Below are 14,157 nucleotides of genomic sequence, written 5' to 3' on the forward strand. Positions count from 1 at the left end.
AAAGGGGGGCGCCGATAGCGCCCCCCCTTTTGTTTTCTGTCAAACCCTGGCGTTCTGCAGAGCTGCGATGCGATCTTCCAGTGGTGGGTGGGTCATGAACAAGGCTGCGAGGCCGGCCCGGGCGCCGCGATTAATGCCGAAGGCCTGGAGGGTATCGGGCATTTGATCCGGCACTTCACTTTCCTGCTTCAGGCGAGCCAGAGCGCTGATCATCGCTCCGGTACCGGCAAGCTGAGCCCCTGCAATATCGGCCCGGAACTCCCGGCGGCGGGAGAACCAGAACACAATGGTGCTGGCCAGTATGCCAAGGACAATCTCGGCCGCGATGCTGACCACGAAAAAGCCAATGCCATGGCCATTCTCGTTCTTGAACACCACCCGGTCAACGAAGGAGCCGATGACCCGGGACGCGAAAATCACAAAGGTGTTCACCACACCCTGAATCAGCGCAAGCGTGACCATATCACCATTGGCCACATGACCAATTTCATGGCCCAGTACGGCCCGGATTTCATCCTTGTTGAAGCGGTGCAGCAGCCCTTCGCTGACGGCTACCAGCGAGTCATTCTTGTTCCAGCCGGTGGCAAAAGCATTGGACTGGGAGGCGGGGAAAACAGCCACCTCGGGCATGCCAATGCCCGCTTTCTTTGACAGCTCTGCCACGGTGTCCACCAGCCAGCGCTCGGCCGGGGTTCTGGGCGAGTCGATAACCCGGGCCTTGGTACTCCACTTGGCCATGGGTTTGGAGATCAGCAGTGAGACGATGGCACCCGCAAAGCCGAATACGGCAGCAAACGCCAGGAGCGAGCCGTAATTGATGCCCTGTTGGGCCAGGTAGCTGTCAACGCCCAGCAGGCGCAAGGTAAAACTTGCGACCAGGATGACCGCCAGGTTGGTGGCCAGAAACAACAAAATCCGCATAGTCTATTCCCGTGTTAACGATCCCTGAAACTGGTTGCCTGTCTGACCGATATATGTGGTCCGGGTTCACTCCTTCAAGAGCCTTACCTGGATTTAATGCACGCTCCCCGCGCCGGTATCAATGAAGAAGGACGACTGAACGGCCAGGCTGATTCGGCTGGAACTGCCACTCTTGAGGGCCGATCTCAGCAGGTGGATATAGGTTGATAGATCCTTTTGTACGGAGGGAGGCAGTTCCGCTTCAGTGCTGGAGGCATTAAGCTCCCGTATCAACGCCTGGGGCGCCGGGGCACTGAGGCGCACAAACGCCTCGCGGGTCAGAACGGCCTGGTCCAGGGCTTCCTGCCGAATGGTGTCGACGTAGCGCAACAGGCCTTCCTCTGAAAGCCACAGGAGCGCTCCAAAGCAGGCCATGTGCCGTTTACTGTGCAGCCCGAATTCATCCGGCTCGTCTGGCCCGGCGATGTCTTCCACGAACAGGTTGATCCTTCTCGGGAACGCAGCATAAAGCTGGATCAGCGCAATAGCGACGTCCTTGTAGAACTCCTCGACATGTATGTCGGCCATATCAGCTCCGGTTACTGGCGGTAATGCTCCAGGAAATTGCCCAGGCGGCCCATGGCGTCTGCCAGGGTATCTTCCCGGGGCAGGAAAACGACGCGCAGATGCTGTTTGTCATCAATGTTGAAGGCGGAGCCCTGAACCAGCAGGATTTTCTCCTGCAGCAGCAAGTCGAGCACCAGCTTTTCATCGTTGACCACCGGGAAGTGCTTCGGGTCCAGTCTCGGGAACAGGTACAGGGCACCCTGGGGTTTGACACAGCTGACGCCGGGAATGTCGTTGAGCATGCGCCAGGCGGTTTCCCTCTGTTCATAAAGCCGGCCGCCGGGTGCCACCAGGTCGTTGATGGACTGATAGCCACCCAGAGACGTCTGGATGGCCAGCTGTGCCGGAACGTTGGCACACAGGCGCATGTTGGAAAGCATCTCGATGCCTTCGATCAGGTCTCGGGCGCGATGTTTGGCACCACTGATAATCATCCAGCCAGAGCGGTAGCCGGCGGCCCGGTAGTTCTTCGACAGCCCGTTGTAGGTGAAGAACAGCACGTCGTCGGCCAGGGAGGCAACGGAGGTGTGCTGGGTGCCGTCATACAGGATCTTGTCGTAGATCTCGTCTGACAGGATGATCAGGTTGTGCTGCCTGGCCAGTTCGATGACCTGCTGCAACAACTCTTCCGAATACACCGCACCGGTGGGGTTGTTGGGGTTGATCAGCACAATGGCCCGGGTACGGCGGGTGATCTTTTTCTTGATGTCATCGATGTCCGGGAACCAGCCCTGTTGCTCATCGCACCGGTAGTGCACCGGCTTGCCGCTGGAGAGGGTCACGGCGGCGGTCCAGAGCGGGTAATCCGGCGCTGGAATCAGCACTTCATCGCCCGTATTCAGCAGTGCCTGCATGGACATGACGATCAGCTCACTGACGCCGTTGCCCAGGAAAATGTCGTCGATGTCGACCTTGGCGATACCCCGTTGCTGGCAGTAATGCATCACGGCTTTTCGGGCAGAGAACAGACCCTTGGACTCCACGTATCCCTGGGCCTGGTGCATGTTGTAGATAACGTCTTGCTGGATCTCTTCCGGTACATCCAGCTCGAACGCCGCCGGGTTGCCAATGTTCAGCTTGAGAACCCGATGGCCCTCTTCTTCAAGGCGACGCGCCTCACGCAGAACCACGCCACGAATTTCATAGCACACATTGTCGAGCTTGGCGGATTTGAAATAGTTCTGCATGGGTCGCTGGCGTCCTTAACAAACAGTCTGAAAGAGGTTCCGGTAAACGGAAGCATCCTATTCTAGCGGAGGGGAGCCCCGGGGCAACAGGGGCAAATGTGTTGAATTGTGGCCAAATACGGATAGTTTGCGGCGGTTTTTGAAAGTGAACTCTGGATTACTGGCCCGTTAAGCCTTTTCAGAGTGTGGCTTTGCCAAATTATATTGTGCACAATGTAATTTCACGAAAATCCTCGACAGGAGTAAACGTATGTCTGGCGTATCCATTTACGATTTCAGTGTTCGTGACATTAAGGGCAATGAAGCCTCCATGGCGGATTACAAGGGAAAGGTCTTGCTGATTGTAAACACCGCGTCAAAGTGTGGCTTCACACCTCAATTTGAGGGCTTGCAAGCGCTGCATGAGGAACTCGGTGACCGCGGATTCGAGGTATTGGGCTTTCCCTGTAACCAGTTCATGAATCAGGATCCGGCAAACGAGGATGCCATCAGTCAGTTCTGCTCCCTGAACTATGGTGTCAGCTTTCCGATGTTTGCCAAGGTTGACGTGAACGGGGATGGCGCACATCCGCTGTTCCAGTTTTTGAAGAGGGAAGCCAGGGGCCTGATGGGGTCGGAGAAGGTGAAGTGGAACTTTACCAAGTTTCTGGTCAACCGCGACGGACAGGTTATCCGCCGTTACGCACCCACAGCGAAACCCGCTGACATTCGTGCTGATATCGAGAAGCTGCTCTGACATGAACGGTGATGATCAGATGCTGGCGCTCGATAACCAGATCTGCTTTGCCCTCTATGCCCTCAATCGGGCCGTCACAGCGCGGTATCGTCCCGTGCTGGCGGAACTGGGACTGACCTATCCGCAGTATCTGGTGATGCTGGCTCTCTGGGAGCATGGCCCGGTTGGCGAGGCCGCCCGGGTATCGGATATAGGCGCCCGGTTGCGCCTGGACAGCGGCACTCTCACGCCGCTTTTGAAGCGGCTGGAGGAGCGCGGTCTGCTCATCCGGCGCCGGCAGGCAAGTGACGAGCGGGTTGTTCGCCTTAGCCTGACAGGCGACGGCTGGCGGTTACGGGAACAGGCTCGCGGGGTGCCAGGGCAATTGATGTGCGGCCTGGATGTGGCGCCGGAACGGTTGGTCGCCCTTCGGCAGGAGCTCAGAAGTCTGCTTGAGGTTCTGGAGCGTTCGGGGCCCAGCGATTGATAATGGCCCTGAGCTCCTCACGCTTGTAGGGTTTGGTGATGTAATCATTCATTCCGGCTTCCAGGCAATCCTCCCGATCACCCTGCATAACATTGGCGGTCACCGCAATAATCGGCAAGTTTTGCCATTCCGGGTTGCGCCTGATGGCCCGGGTTGCCTCGTAACCATCCATAACGGGCATCTGGCAATCCATAAGAACCAGGTCGTAACGGCGCTTTTGCAACGCCTCCAATGCCCTCTGGCCGTTCTCTGCATGGTCTACCCGATGGCCCAGCTTCTTCAGCAGGCTGCTGGCGACCAGCTGATTGACCTGGTTATCCTCGACCAGCAGCAGGGTGAGTTGGTTCTCGGTTCTCGCGGCCCTGGTTGATTGATCCAGCGGTTGTGAACTGCCGCTGTCCGGCAATCCTGCGGCGGCGCAGAGGCAGTGGTAGAGTTCGGTGCGTCTGAGCGGCAGCGGCAGGATAAACTGACCGGGACGGCCGGAACTGATTGAGCCAGTGCTGTCTGCCATGATAACGCCCATTCCCTGCCAGTCATCGGCAAAGGCCTTGCACTCTTCGTCGCCAGGCTCTGCGGCCACCAGCAAGATGCCCTTGGGATGACGGCTGGCGCTTCTGACCGGGATAGCCCAGGCCCGCAGTTGTGATTCAATTGCCAGCCGGTGCGGGTGATCCTGTGGTATGGCCATGGCGACACCTGTTTCGCACAGCCGGGTTGCAGCGGCTTCTGGCAGAGTCGGGTGTGCGGGTTCATGCACCGGCAGGGGCAGGGTGACGGTGAAATGAGTACCGGCGCCCTCGCTGGAATCCACCAGTATCTGCCCGTGCATACGTTCCACCAGTTGGCGGCACAGTGTCAGGCCAAGACCGGTGCCGCCATACAGCCGGGTGGTGTCGGTGTCGGCCTGCGAAAACGGTGAGAAGATCCGGTGCAAGCCTTCCTTGGACATGCCTATGCCGCTATCGATAACCTCCATGCGAAGGCTTCCACCGGAATAGGTGGTGCGCACCCTGACATGGCCATCGTCGGTAAACTTGACCGCGTTACTGAGAAGATTATTGAGGATCTGGCGAGTGCGCGTCGGGTCGCCCAGAAACTGCTCGGGTAGCATCGGGTCGGTTTCATTGACCAGGTTGATGTGTTTGCGTCGAGCTTGTTGGGCGTGAAGAGTTGAGCATTCCTCCACCAGGTCGCGAACGCTGAACGGAATGTTCTCGAGATTGAGTTTTCCGGCTTCGACCTTGGAGATGTCAAGAATGTCGTTGAGCAGGCCCAGCAGGCTCTCACCGGCGTTCAGGGCAATCTCCAGGCGGTTTCTCTGGCCAGCGTCCTGTTCACTTTCCAGCGCCAGCCCGAGCATTCCCAGCACCCCGTTCAGGGGGGTGCGGATCTCATGGCTCATGCTGGCCAGGAAGTTGGCTCGTGCCCGGGCCCGTCGCACCGCGTCTTCCTTGGCACGAACCAATGCCCGATTACCCCGTTGCAAGGCCTGATTCTTTTCCGAAATCTCCCGTGTTCGATCTTCAACTTCCTGCTCCAGCTGGCTGGAGTAATTTTTCATGGCGCTTTCGGCTGCCCTCAACTGGGCCACGCTGCCTTCCATGTGTTCAAGGTGCTGGTTGATGATGCCAACCATGGTGCCGATTTCGTCAAAACGATGGTTGGCAGGCACCGGCAGCCGGACCTTTTCCGGGGTGCTGGCCCTGACCCGGCTCAATGCTTCAATCACGTTGAGCATGGGGCGGGTCAGCACGAAATAGAAAATGCCAAGCAGCGCAACCGACAGCACCAGGCTCTTGAACAGTCCAATGACGAATGTGTTGACTGCCCGCTGGAGGAACTGCCAGCCGTAGTGCCAGGTATCGATGGTGACAACCAGATGGCCCAATGGCAGGTCCTGTAACTGGGGTACCTGGAGTTCTGTGCTGAAGACACTGCTGGAACCGAACAGCAGGTCGCTGATCCAGCGGTATCGGGAGATCGGGCTACTTTGGCTGGCGGCCGACATGGTCTGGCCATCACTGTCCACAATCCGCGCATCTATGGTCGCCGGGTGGCGTAACAGGCCATCCAGCAGTTCCTCGGCCAGCCTCACGTCGATATTGTAGGCAATCTGGGACGCCGGACTGTTACTGATCTCGATCAGTGCCCGTATGTCCTGTTCCATGGCGTCTTTCGCCGAGAAATAGTCGAGGGTGATCTGAATCAGGTTCAGAATCAGGCCAAGAGCCATGGCCACCAGTACGGTGTCGCGGGTAAGGCGGTAGGAAAGTCTGTGCCGGAAGCTCTTTAACACGGTGAATGGTCGTCCCTGTGGCTGGTCAATTGGGTAAAGCGTGTTCCTCAGTCGTCGTAGTCAGCCTTTTTCTTCCAGGTGCCATCGTCCTGCAAGAAGTTATCCCATTCCCGGTCTAGCTTTGAGTGGCTTTCGGTTTGTGTGGTGCCGTCGGCCATACTGGCTTCAAGCTCTTTGATGCGCGTTCTGAAGCTCTTGACGGCTTTCATGGCCAGCGGATTATCTTTGGATTTACCCATTTCCGTGCTGGCCAGGTGGTAGGCGTGTATGGCCTTGCGGATCTGGTTCTGCCGGATATGGTCCCGGGCCTGGAAAACGTGCAGGTCGGCGTGGGTCTTGTGCACCAGAAACAGCACATGCTTCAGGTGCTTTTTGGCGCTGGCGGTGTCGAGCCGGCCGGCTTTGTGCATGGCCTCAATCATTTTGAACAGGCTTTGAAGCAGTTCTTTGACGTAGGTTGCTTTCTCGGGGGAGTCGATTCTGACCGATGCCCGGTTATCATTGTTCTCCAGTACCTGTTTCCTGGTCTGTTTGATGGTGTCGAGCCATTCGCTGACCGGTTGCTCGGACTTAAGCGCGACCAGATCGTGACAGGATTCCTCCATGCGCTTGAGCAGCAGCAGCTTGAGGTCGGGAGACAGGTACTGGGCCGGAATCTCCGAGAACAGGCGGTAGGCGCGATTGTATTCGTCTTCCCGGGCGGTCATCTTGCGAACCCGCTCAATCCGCGCCTTTTCACGCATCTGACTGATAACGATAATGACCAGTGAGACGGTGACGATCGCCGCGAGCAGCAGCACAATGGTGGTGGTATCCATGGTGTCGGTAATGGCTCCGGATTACAGTGAACGGACCGCCTTTGCGGGCGCGCCTCTAATTGTCAGATATTATTGGGTAACGCCCTGAAAGCCTAGCAGAAATCTGGGCAATCGTCCGTTTCCGGTTGTAAGTACAGGAAATACTTCATTCATTTAATGAATTGTGGGTTTCCTGTATATTGGTCTGGTGAATGTGTGGGCGGGCCAGACCGGTGCCGCCACTCTGCTTTCCAGGATTTTTTGCATGGACATTTCCCGGGTAGATCTCAATCTGCTTGTATACCTTGACGTGCTGCTGCGTGAACGCAATGTCACCAAGGCCGCCAATCATCTGGGCATCACCCAGCCTGCTATGAGCAACGGTTTGCGCCGGTTACGGGATCTGTTTGGCGACCCGTTGCTGGTGCGTACCAGTGAAGGCATGACAGCCACGGAGCGGGCCCGGGAACTGCAGCCGTTGGTCCGTGGCATTCTGTCGGACATTGAACAGGCGGTGCAGGAGAAAACCCCCTTTGCTGCCCAGGAGAGCCAGCGGGTATTCCGTATCATGGCCAGTGACTACGCGGAATCCTGTCTGATGCCCAGGGTGTTGCGGCGGATTCGCCAGGAGGCGCCCCACGTTACCCTGGACGTGCTGACCCCCAGCGACGTGAGCTTTCTGGATGTGGAGCAGGGCCGGCTGGATATGGCCATCAACCGTTTCGACAAGATTCCTCAATCGTTCCACCAGAAAACCTTGTGGATCGAGTATTTTGCCTGCCTGATGAATGCCCGTAATCCCATTCTTAAAGAGCCGTTTACCCTGGATACCTACCTGGATGCCAGCCATATCTGGGTCAGTAAAACCGGTTTTGGTGTGGGCGTGGGGGTGAACCCCAAGGATGTCCAGCGGCTGGGGTGGGTAGACGAAGCCTTGGGGCGAATGGGCCGCAAGCGGCAGATCTCGGTTTTCACCCGGCATTATCAGGTGGCCATGTTGCTGGCGGAGCAGCATGACCTGATTGCCACTCTGCCATCTCGCGCGGCCTGGTTGCAGAAAGACAACCCGAACCTGGTGGTGAAGGTGCCACCGTTCGAGATTCCGCCGTTCGAGCTGAAAATGGCCTGGAGTCCATTACTGCAGCACAACAGCGATCATCAATGGTTGCGTAAGCTGATTGCCGAGGTGGCGGAAGAAGTGGACGAGGAGTTTGCACCCTTCGGTGCCAGATTTGAGTCGCCACAAGCTACCCCGGGGCTGCATTCAGAGCGGTAGTTCCCGAAGTTCCAGCGAGCCCCGGCCAGCATCCCACATGCGCTGGAAGGCTTCCTCCATGAGCTTGACCCGGCCCGGGTTGGCAAAATTGGCGAAGCCTTCCGGCTTATTGAAATCGTGGCGGTACAGTACACCCTCACGGTCTGCCAGCAGGAACGGCTGGTTTTCCATCGGATAATCGGTGTTGACCAACCGCAGCTCAATCCGGCTGGTGAGCCGGCGCATCAGCTCTACCAGTTGGTGCCGGCGTTTAACCAACGGCTTGTCATCGTGAATCAGGATGCGCACTTCGCTAAGCCGGTGCCGGCGAGCCACCGCAGAGATCAGTTCCCGTAACGGGTAGCGGTCGTAGAGGCCGTGATCAAGCACGTCGTCATACAGCCATATGCGTTGGCCGGCTTGGGCGACCAATGAGTCCATCAATTCCAGCATGGTGCTTTCATCGCCGAACAGCCAGCTTTCGGAATCCTCGCCAAGAATCAGTGGCTTCGCGCGTTGATCACCTGGATGACTGGCCAGTGTGGGAGCCAGGCAGCGCATATCCAGATGGGGAATGCCAGCGTCATCATAGATATCCGAGCAGATGTGAAAGCCGAAGCGTTGGTAGAACCCGGTGGCGTGCTGCTGGGCGGAGAGTTTCAGTTCCTGGAAGCGACCAGCGGATTCGGCCAGCAGGTGTCTGAGCAGGGCATCACCAGCCCCCAGGCCACGATACTCCGGTAACACCGCCATACGACCGATGTAACCGGTTTCCTCCATTGTGGAGAAAAGGCGAGCGGTAGCCACCGGTGTGTTGCTGTCATCCACCGCCAGGTAATGGTCAGCAATCTCGTCGGTGTCGTCCCACTCCAGCTCCGGTGGCACCTGCTGTTCCTCAACGAACACCCGTTGGCGGATGTCCCTGATGGATGATGGCGCCAGTTGCCAGCTGTATTTTCGGAATCTCAGGTTCATGGCTTACTCGAAATACACCGAGCCCTGGTTGTACAGATTGGTTAGCAGGCCAAGCAAGGCCTCGTCGCCGGCAAACTCTGCCAGCGCGGCCATATTCATCCTGGCGCTGGCGCAGAGTAGTGGCGCCAGTGGCCGGGCATCGCCTTTCAGAAGGTATTGTTCGCCATCCACAAACAGGGCAGTTTCACTGTCCAGTTCATGATAGGCGAAGCGGGAACCCTCGTTCCAGCGCAGTTGCTCGCCGGCGCGGATGGCTTCAGCCAGATCTTCTGCTTCTGCAGGTTCATCCGCCGGCACCACAATTTCCAGGCTCTTGGGAGCGGTGGCGAACTGGCCAAACCACAGGGCCAGGTTGCGGCGATCACCCAGTTGTTCACGGATGATGGTGTCCAGGCGGTTGATGACCTCCGGGCCGATGGTACCGGGGTTGTCCTGTACTCGAAGGTCCGGGTCATCCAGATGCTCGGCGGCTTTTTCTTTCTGACTGAGAAAATCGGTAAAACTGGTGAGCAAGTCATCGATGGTCGGGGCACGAAAACCCACGGACAGAGTAATACAGTCGTCTTCAGCCACGCCGTGGTGGCCTATACCCGGGGGCAGGTACAGCATGTCGCCCGGGGCCAGGGTGACGGTTTCCTCGCCATCCCAGCTGCTCAGGATGCGCAGTGGGGTGCCTTCTACTCTCGGCGAGGTATGGTCACAGTGGCCGCCGAACGTCCAGCGCCGGTGGCCCTGGGCCTGCAGCAGGAAAACATCATACATGTCGTAGTGAGGGCCAACGCTGCCACCTTTCGGGGCGTAGCTGGCCATGATGTCATCCAGACGCCAGTTGGGAATGAAGCGGAAGTTGTCGAGCAGGTCGGCAATCTCCGGTACCCAGTGGTCCAGGCCCTGAACCAGTAAGGTCCAGTCCTGTTCCGGCAAGTCACTGAAGCGGTCCGGGTTGAAAGGACCGTTGTGCAGTTGCCAGGGTTTACCGGCATCGTTCTCGATCACGATGCGAGATTCCACTGCTTCCTCACAGGCTAGCCCGGCCAGTTCGTCCGGACTGACCGGACACCGGAAGCCGGGAAATGCCTGACGGATAACCAGCGGCTTCTTCTGCCAGTAGTCCCGCAGAAATTCAGAAGCTGTCAGTCCGCCAAGCATGTCCATGGTGTTGCTCCAGGTTAAATATTGCCGGCCTGTTCGACGGCATTACCAATGTAGGTATCCGGTGTCAGGGCGCGCAGTTCGGCCTTGGCGTGCTCCGGAATATCCAGTGTTTCGACGAAATTCTTGATGACTTCCGGGCTCATGGCTTTGCCACGGGTCAAGTCTTTGAGCTTTTCGTAGGGTTTTTCGATGTTGTAACGGCGCATCACGGTCTGGATCGGCTCGGCCAGCACTTCCCAGGCGTTGTTCAGGTCTTCGTTGAGGCGGGCCGGGTTGATTTCCAGTTTGCTCAGGCCCTTCAGGGTAGCCTCATAGGCAATCAGGCTGTGAGCAAAGCCCACGCCCAGATTACGCAGCACTGTGGAGTCGGTCAGGTCACGCTGCCAGCGGGAGATTGGCAGCTTGGCAGACAGGTGGCTGAAGAGCGCGTTGGCGATGCCCAGGTTGCCCTCGGAGTTCTCGAAGTCGATGGGGTTTACCTTGTGGGGCATGGTGGAGGAGCCAATCTCGCCGGCCACTGTCTTCTGTTTGAAGTAGCCCAGGGAGATGTAACCCCAGATGTCCCGGTCCAGATCGATCAGGATGGTATTGAAGCGGGCAATGGCGTCATACAGTTCGGCGATGTAGTCGTGGGGCTCGATCTGAGTGGTGTACGGGTTCCAGTCCAGGCCCAGGCTCTCAATGAACTCTTCGGCGTTGGCTGCCCAGTCCACATCCGGATAGGCGGACAGATGGGCGTTGTAGTTGCCGACCGCACCGTTGATCTTGCCCATGATTTCCACTTCGCGGATTTGCATCAACTGGCGGCGCAGGCGATACACCACGTTGGCCAGTTCCTTGCCGACGGTGGTGGGAGACGCGGTTTGTCCGTGGGTGCGGGACAGCATGGGCTGTTCGGCATGTTCCTTGGCCAGTTCGGCCAGTTTGTCGACGACTTTGTCCATGGCCGGCAACAGGCCGTGGTCCAGGCCTTCGCGCAGCATCAGCCCGTGAGACAGGTTGTTGATGTCTTCGGAAGTGCAGGCAAAGTGGACGAATTCGGTCACCGCGTGCAGCTCGGGCACATCGGCGATCTTTTCTTTGATCAGGTACTCGACCGCTTTGACATCGTGGTTGGTGGTGCGTTCGATGTCCTTGATGCGCTCGGCGTCAGCCAGGCTGAATTCGCTGACCATTTTGTCCAGGAAGGCGTTGGCTTCGTCGGAGAATGCCGGCACTTCGGTAATGGCCGGGTGAGCGGCCAGTTTCTGCAACCAGCGGATTTCGACAGTTACCCGGTTACGGATCAGGCCGTATTCACTGAAGATGCTGCGAAATACGCTGACTTTACTGCCGTAGCGACCATCGACCGGGGAAATGGCGGTCAGGGCGGTGAGTTCCATCGAAAACCTCTCAGTTCATCAAAGAAAAATCGGATCGGAAATATATGAAGGCGCTAATGATACACCAGAGGGCGCCGCGAATCAGCGCAGCAACTCCCGGGCGTGCATGATGACCTTTTTGCGTTTGAAGATCAGCTGCCAGCGGTGGCCGCCGCTCTGACGCCAGAGCACTGCCGAGCGGATACCAGCCAGCAACAGGGCGCGGACCTTCGCTGCATTTTCTTCCCGTTGCAGCACCTGGGGGTTGCCGCTGACCTGAATGCGTAGGCGGAACGTGCTGATGGTGTCTGTGTAAATGGACGCCAGATTGCCGATCAGGTTGCTGTGGGTGTATCCGAAGTGGCTGGCGGTATGCCGTGCCTGTTCAATCCGGCTGCCAATCACATCGAGCATGTCGCCGTCGCGTTTGAGTTTGGACTCGAGATGAACGAGGTTCAGCACGTATCGCAATATCTCGACGTCCTGTGGGCGGCTCTGTTGCGCCAGTGAGGTAGACAGGGCCTCCAGGCCTTCACGGATGTCGGACAATTCGCCCCCGTAAACATCCAGGGTGGACGCGGGATCGGTGGCGAACAGAGAGCGTATGCAGGTTTCCAGGGACTCGTCGCTACAGCTGCCATTATGGGCAATCTGCCGCACCAGTGCTGCTGCCTGGAACAGGCCAGCCAACGCCAGGGTCTGGTCGTGCAGGGATTTGCTCATGCGCGGGCCCCTGCATCGACAGTTAGCTCCAGCCGTGATGGCAGCGCTTCGCCATCCCGCCAGGTTTGTTCGATCACGCCGCCGCCCAGGCAGACATCGCCCTGATAGAACACCACTGACTGGCCGGGGGTGACGGCCCGCTGGGCATCGTCAAAGACCACTTTGACGCCGCCTTCGATAACGGTCACTTCGCAGTCCTGATCTGGCTGGCGATAGCGGGTTTTTGCTTTGCAGCGGAAGCTCTGGGCGGGCGGCTCACCGGCCACCCAGTCAATGGCGCCAGACACAAGGCCGCGGGAAAACAACAGTGGGTGGTTCTTGCCCTGAACGGCAATCAGTACATTGCGGGACAGGTTTTTTTCAGCCACATACCAGGGCTCGTCACCAAATTCCGCGAGGCCGCCGATACCCAGCCCCTGGCGCTGGCCGATGGTGTGATACATCAGGCCCTGATGTTTGCCGATCACTTTGCCATCCGGTGTTTCGATGTCGCCGGGCTGGGCCGGCAGGTACTGTTTCAGGAAGTCGGTGAACTTGCGCTCGCCGATGAAGCAGATACCGGTAGAATCTTTTTTGTCGTGGGTAACAAAGCCTTGTTCCTCGGCAATACGGCGAACTTCCGGTTTTTCCAGCTCTCCTACCGGGAACAGGGTGCGCGCAATACGGTCACCAGACACCGCGTGCAGGAAGTAGCTCTGATCCTTGTTGGGGTCCAGACCCTTCAGCAGTTGAGCCTTTCCAGTGCCATCATTAAGAGGGCGCTGGCGGGTGTAGTGGCCGGTAGCGATGTAGTCGGCACCCAGGGTGACGGCATAATCCAGAAACGCCCGGAATTTCACTTCCTTATTGCACAGGATGTCCGGGTTGGGGGTGCGCCCTGCGCTGTATTCTGACAGAAAGTGCTCAAACACCCGGTCCCAGTATTCAGCCGCAAAACTGGCGGTGTGCAGCTTGATACCAATGGCATCCGCCACTGCCTGGGCATCGGCGAGGTCGGTCATGGCGGTGCAGTACTCAGTACCGTCGTCTTCATCCCAGTTTTTCATGAACAGGCCTTCCACCTGGTAGCCCTGGTCTTTCAACAGCCAGGCGGCAACAGAGGAGTCCACGCCGCCGGACATGCCGACAATCACGCGGGTGTTCTTGGGAGTACTGGAGTCAGGATTCTGGATCATGAGCCTTTCGGTAGCCGGTTGAAAACGGCGATTTTATCATCTTGTGGTGATTACGTCTGGTCATCCACCACTACATCGAGGGGGAATTGCCGGCCATTTCGGTAATCCTCGATACAGCGCAGCACCAAAGGGCTGCGGAGCTTGTCGCCGAGTCCCCGAATTTCTTCAATGCTGAGCCAGTGCGGCTGAATAATGCCGGTGTCCAGCTCCGTGGTGACCTGCTTTGTCGCGCGGGCGGCGTAGCAAAAGCGGTGATAGGTAACGCCGTTGGCCGGTGCTTTATAAGTGTATACGCCCAAAAAGAACTGAGGCTCCACTTCCCAGCCGGTCTCTTCCAGGGTTTCACGGCACACCGCATCCAGCACGGCTTCGTTTTCTTCAATGTGGCCCGCTGGTTGATTGAACACCACTTTGCCGTTGCTGATTTCCTCAACCAGCAGGAACTGACCCTGTTCGTTTTCGACCACAACGGCGACGGTGGCATGGGGTTTCCAGGTCATG

At 57.9% G+C, this 14,157-nt stretch carries 14 protein-coding genes; 3 read left to right on the top strand and 11 right to left on the bottom strand.

Annotated features, from left to right (window positions below; genetic code table 11):
* Positions 1 to 39: 39 nt before the first annotated feature.
* From htpX to J122_RS02520, 3 genes are all read right to left on the bottom strand, one after another.
* Positions 40 to 921 carry a protease HtpX gene (gene htpX, locus J122_RS02510; protein ID WP_061330982.1) on the bottom strand — a complete coding sequence of 294 codons (882 nt, stop codon included), beginning with the start codon at positions 919 to 921 and terminating at the stop codon, positions 40 to 42.
* Positions 922 to 1,014: 93 nt separating this feature from the next.
* On the bottom strand, positions 1,015 to 1,488 hold the full coding sequence (locus J122_RS02515; protein ID WP_061330983.1) for a hypothetical protein: 474 nt from the start codon (positions 1,486 to 1,488) through the stop codon (positions 1,015 to 1,017).
* An 11-nt stretch (positions 1,489 to 1,499) separates the two neighbouring features.
* Positions 1,500 to 2,714, bottom strand: coding sequence for a pyridoxal phosphate-dependent aminotransferase (locus tag J122_RS02520; protein WP_061330984.1), 1,215 nt, complete (start codon positions 2,712 to 2,714; stop codon positions 1,500 to 1,502).
* A 250-nt stretch (positions 2,715 to 2,964) separates the two neighbouring features.
* On the opposite strand from J122_RS02520, the gene J122_RS02525 reads away from it, so the two are divergent.
* Both J122_RS02525 and J122_RS02530 read left to right on the top strand, forming a co-directional pair.
* A complete protein-coding gene (locus J122_RS02525; RefSeq protein ID WP_061330985.1) occupies positions 2,965 to 3,450 on the top strand; it encodes a glutathione peroxidase in 486 nt (161 codons plus the stop codon).
* Position 3,451: 1 nt separating this feature from the next.
* Positions 3,452 to 3,916 (top strand): MarR family winged helix-turn-helix transcriptional regulator, encoded by a 465-nt coding sequence (locus tag J122_RS02530; RefSeq protein ID WP_061330986.1) that lies wholly within the window; start codon positions 3,452 to 3,454, stop codon positions 3,914 to 3,916.
* Here the strand turns inward: J122_RS02530 and J122_RS02535 are convergent.
* Positions 3,870 to 6,152, bottom strand: coding sequence for an ATP-binding protein (locus J122_RS02535; protein WP_082780501.1), 2,283 nt, complete (start codon positions 6,150 to 6,152; stop codon positions 3,870 to 3,872). The genes J122_RS02530 and J122_RS02535 overlap by 47 nt on opposite strands.
* Positions 6,153 to 6,262: 110 nt before the next feature.
* The gene (locus J122_RS02540; protein ID WP_061330988.1) at positions 6,263 to 7,033 is read right to left on the bottom strand and encodes a hypothetical protein; all 771 of its coding nucleotides are present in this window, start codon (positions 7,031 to 7,033) and stop codon (positions 6,263 to 6,265) included.
* A gap of 244 nt (positions 7,034 to 7,277) precedes the next feature.
* Here J122_RS02540 and J122_RS02545 point away from each other — a divergent pair, with 244 nt between their 5' ends.
* A complete protein-coding gene (locus J122_RS02545; protein WP_058089869.1) occupies positions 7,278 to 8,288 on the top strand; it encodes a LysR family transcriptional regulator in 1,011 nt (336 codons plus the stop codon).
* On the opposite strand, the gene J122_RS24920 is transcribed toward J122_RS02545, so the two are convergent.
* From J122_RS24920 to J122_RS02575, 6 genes are all read right to left on the bottom strand, one after another.
* The gene (locus J122_RS24920) at positions 8,277 to 9,242 is read right to left on the bottom strand and encodes a GNAT family N-acetyltransferase (RefSeq protein WP_061330989.1); all 966 of its coding nucleotides are present in this window, start codon (positions 9,240 to 9,242) and stop codon (positions 8,277 to 8,279) included. The genes J122_RS02545 and J122_RS24920 overlap by 12 nt on opposite strands.
* 3 nt (positions 9,243 to 9,245) lie before the next feature.
* Positions 9,246 to 10,397 (bottom strand): cupin domain-containing protein, encoded by a 1,152-nt coding sequence (locus J122_RS02555; RefSeq protein WP_058089545.1) that lies wholly within the window; start codon positions 10,395 to 10,397, stop codon positions 9,246 to 9,248.
* A 14-nt stretch (positions 10,398 to 10,411) separates the two neighbouring features.
* Positions 10,412 to 11,779 carry an adenylosuccinate lyase gene (gene purB, locus J122_RS02560; protein WP_061330990.1) on the bottom strand — a complete coding sequence of 456 codons (1,368 nt, stop codon included), beginning with the start codon at positions 11,777 to 11,779 and terminating at the stop codon, positions 10,412 to 10,414.
* An 81-nt stretch (positions 11,780 to 11,860) separates the two neighbouring features.
* Positions 11,861 to 12,481: a high frequency lysogenization protein HflD gene (gene hflD, locus J122_RS02565; protein WP_058089547.1), complete on the bottom strand. Its 621-nt coding sequence runs from the start codon at positions 12,479 to 12,481 to the stop codon at positions 11,861 to 11,863.
* Complete coding sequence (gene mnmA / locus J122_RS02570; protein WP_061330991.1) at positions 12,478 to 13,656, bottom strand: tRNA 2-thiouridine(34) synthase MnmA; 1,179 nt, start codon at positions 13,654 to 13,656, stop codon at positions 12,478 to 12,480. The genes hflD and mnmA overlap by 4 nt, the downstream gene beginning before the upstream one ends.
* A gap of 50 nt (positions 13,657 to 13,706) precedes the next feature.
* Complete coding sequence (locus J122_RS02575) at positions 13,707 to 14,156, bottom strand: NUDIX hydrolase (protein WP_061330992.1); 450 nt, start codon at positions 14,154 to 14,156, stop codon at positions 13,707 to 13,709.
* Position 14,157 lies beyond the last annotated feature (1 nt).

Origin of the sequence: Marinobacter excellens LAMA 842 (genome assembly GCF_001574445.1) — a bacterium.
Taxonomy (GTDB): domain Bacteria; phylum Pseudomonadota; class Gammaproteobacteria; order Pseudomonadales; family Oleiphilaceae; genus Marinobacter; species Marinobacter shengliensis.

Excerpts from the sequence above, each read along its gene's own strand:
- J122_RS02555 (WP_058089545.1), bottom strand. The coding sequence starts at position 10,397 with ATGGACATGCTTGGCGGACTGACAGCTTCTGAATTTCTGCGGGACTAC.
- hflD (WP_058089547.1), bottom strand. The coding sequence starts at position 12,481 with ATGAGCAAATCCCTGCACGACCAGACCCTGGCGTTGGCTGGCCTGTTC.
- J122_RS02530 (WP_061330986.1), top strand. The coding sequence starts at position 3,452 with ATGAACGGTGATGATCAGATGCTGGCGCTCGATAACCAGATCTGCTTT.
- J122_RS24920 (WP_061330989.1), bottom strand. The coding sequence starts at position 9,242 with ATGAACCTGAGATTCCGAAAATACAGCTGGCAACTGGCGCCATCATCC.
- htpX (WP_061330982.1), bottom strand. The coding sequence starts at position 921 with ATGCGGATTTTGTTGTTTCTGGCCACCAACCTGGCGGTCATCCTGGTC.
- J122_RS02575 (WP_061330992.1), bottom strand. The coding sequence starts at position 14,156 with ATGACCTGGAAACCCCATGCCACCGTCGCCGTTGTGGTCGAAAACGAA.
- purB (WP_061330990.1), bottom strand. The coding sequence starts at position 11,779 with ATGGAACTCACCGCCCTGACCGCCATTTCCCCGGTCGATGGTCGCTAC.
- mnmA (WP_061330991.1), bottom strand. The coding sequence starts at position 13,656 with ATGATCCAGAATCCTGACTCCAGTACTCCCAAGAACACCCGCGTGATT.
- J122_RS02520 (WP_061330984.1), bottom strand. The coding sequence starts at position 2,714 with ATGCAGAACTATTTCAAATCCGCCAAGCTCGACAATGTGTGCTATGAA.
- J122_RS02525 (WP_061330985.1), top strand. The coding sequence starts at position 2,965 with ATGTCTGGCGTATCCATTTACGATTTCAGTGTTCGTGACATTAAGGGC.
- J122_RS02540 (WP_061330988.1), bottom strand. The coding sequence starts at position 7,033 with ATGGATACCACCACCATTGTGCTGCTGCTCGCGGCGATCGTCACCGTC.
- J122_RS02535 (WP_082780501.1), bottom strand. The coding sequence starts at position 6,152 with ATGGCTCTTGGCCTGATTCTGAACCTGATTCAGATCACCCTCGACTAT.
- J122_RS02545 (WP_058089869.1), top strand. The coding sequence starts at position 7,278 with ATGGACATTTCCCGGGTAGATCTCAATCTGCTTGTATACCTTGACGTG.
- J122_RS02515 (WP_061330983.1), bottom strand. The coding sequence starts at position 1,488 with ATGGCCGACATACATGTCGAGGAGTTCTACAAGGACGTCGCTATTGCG.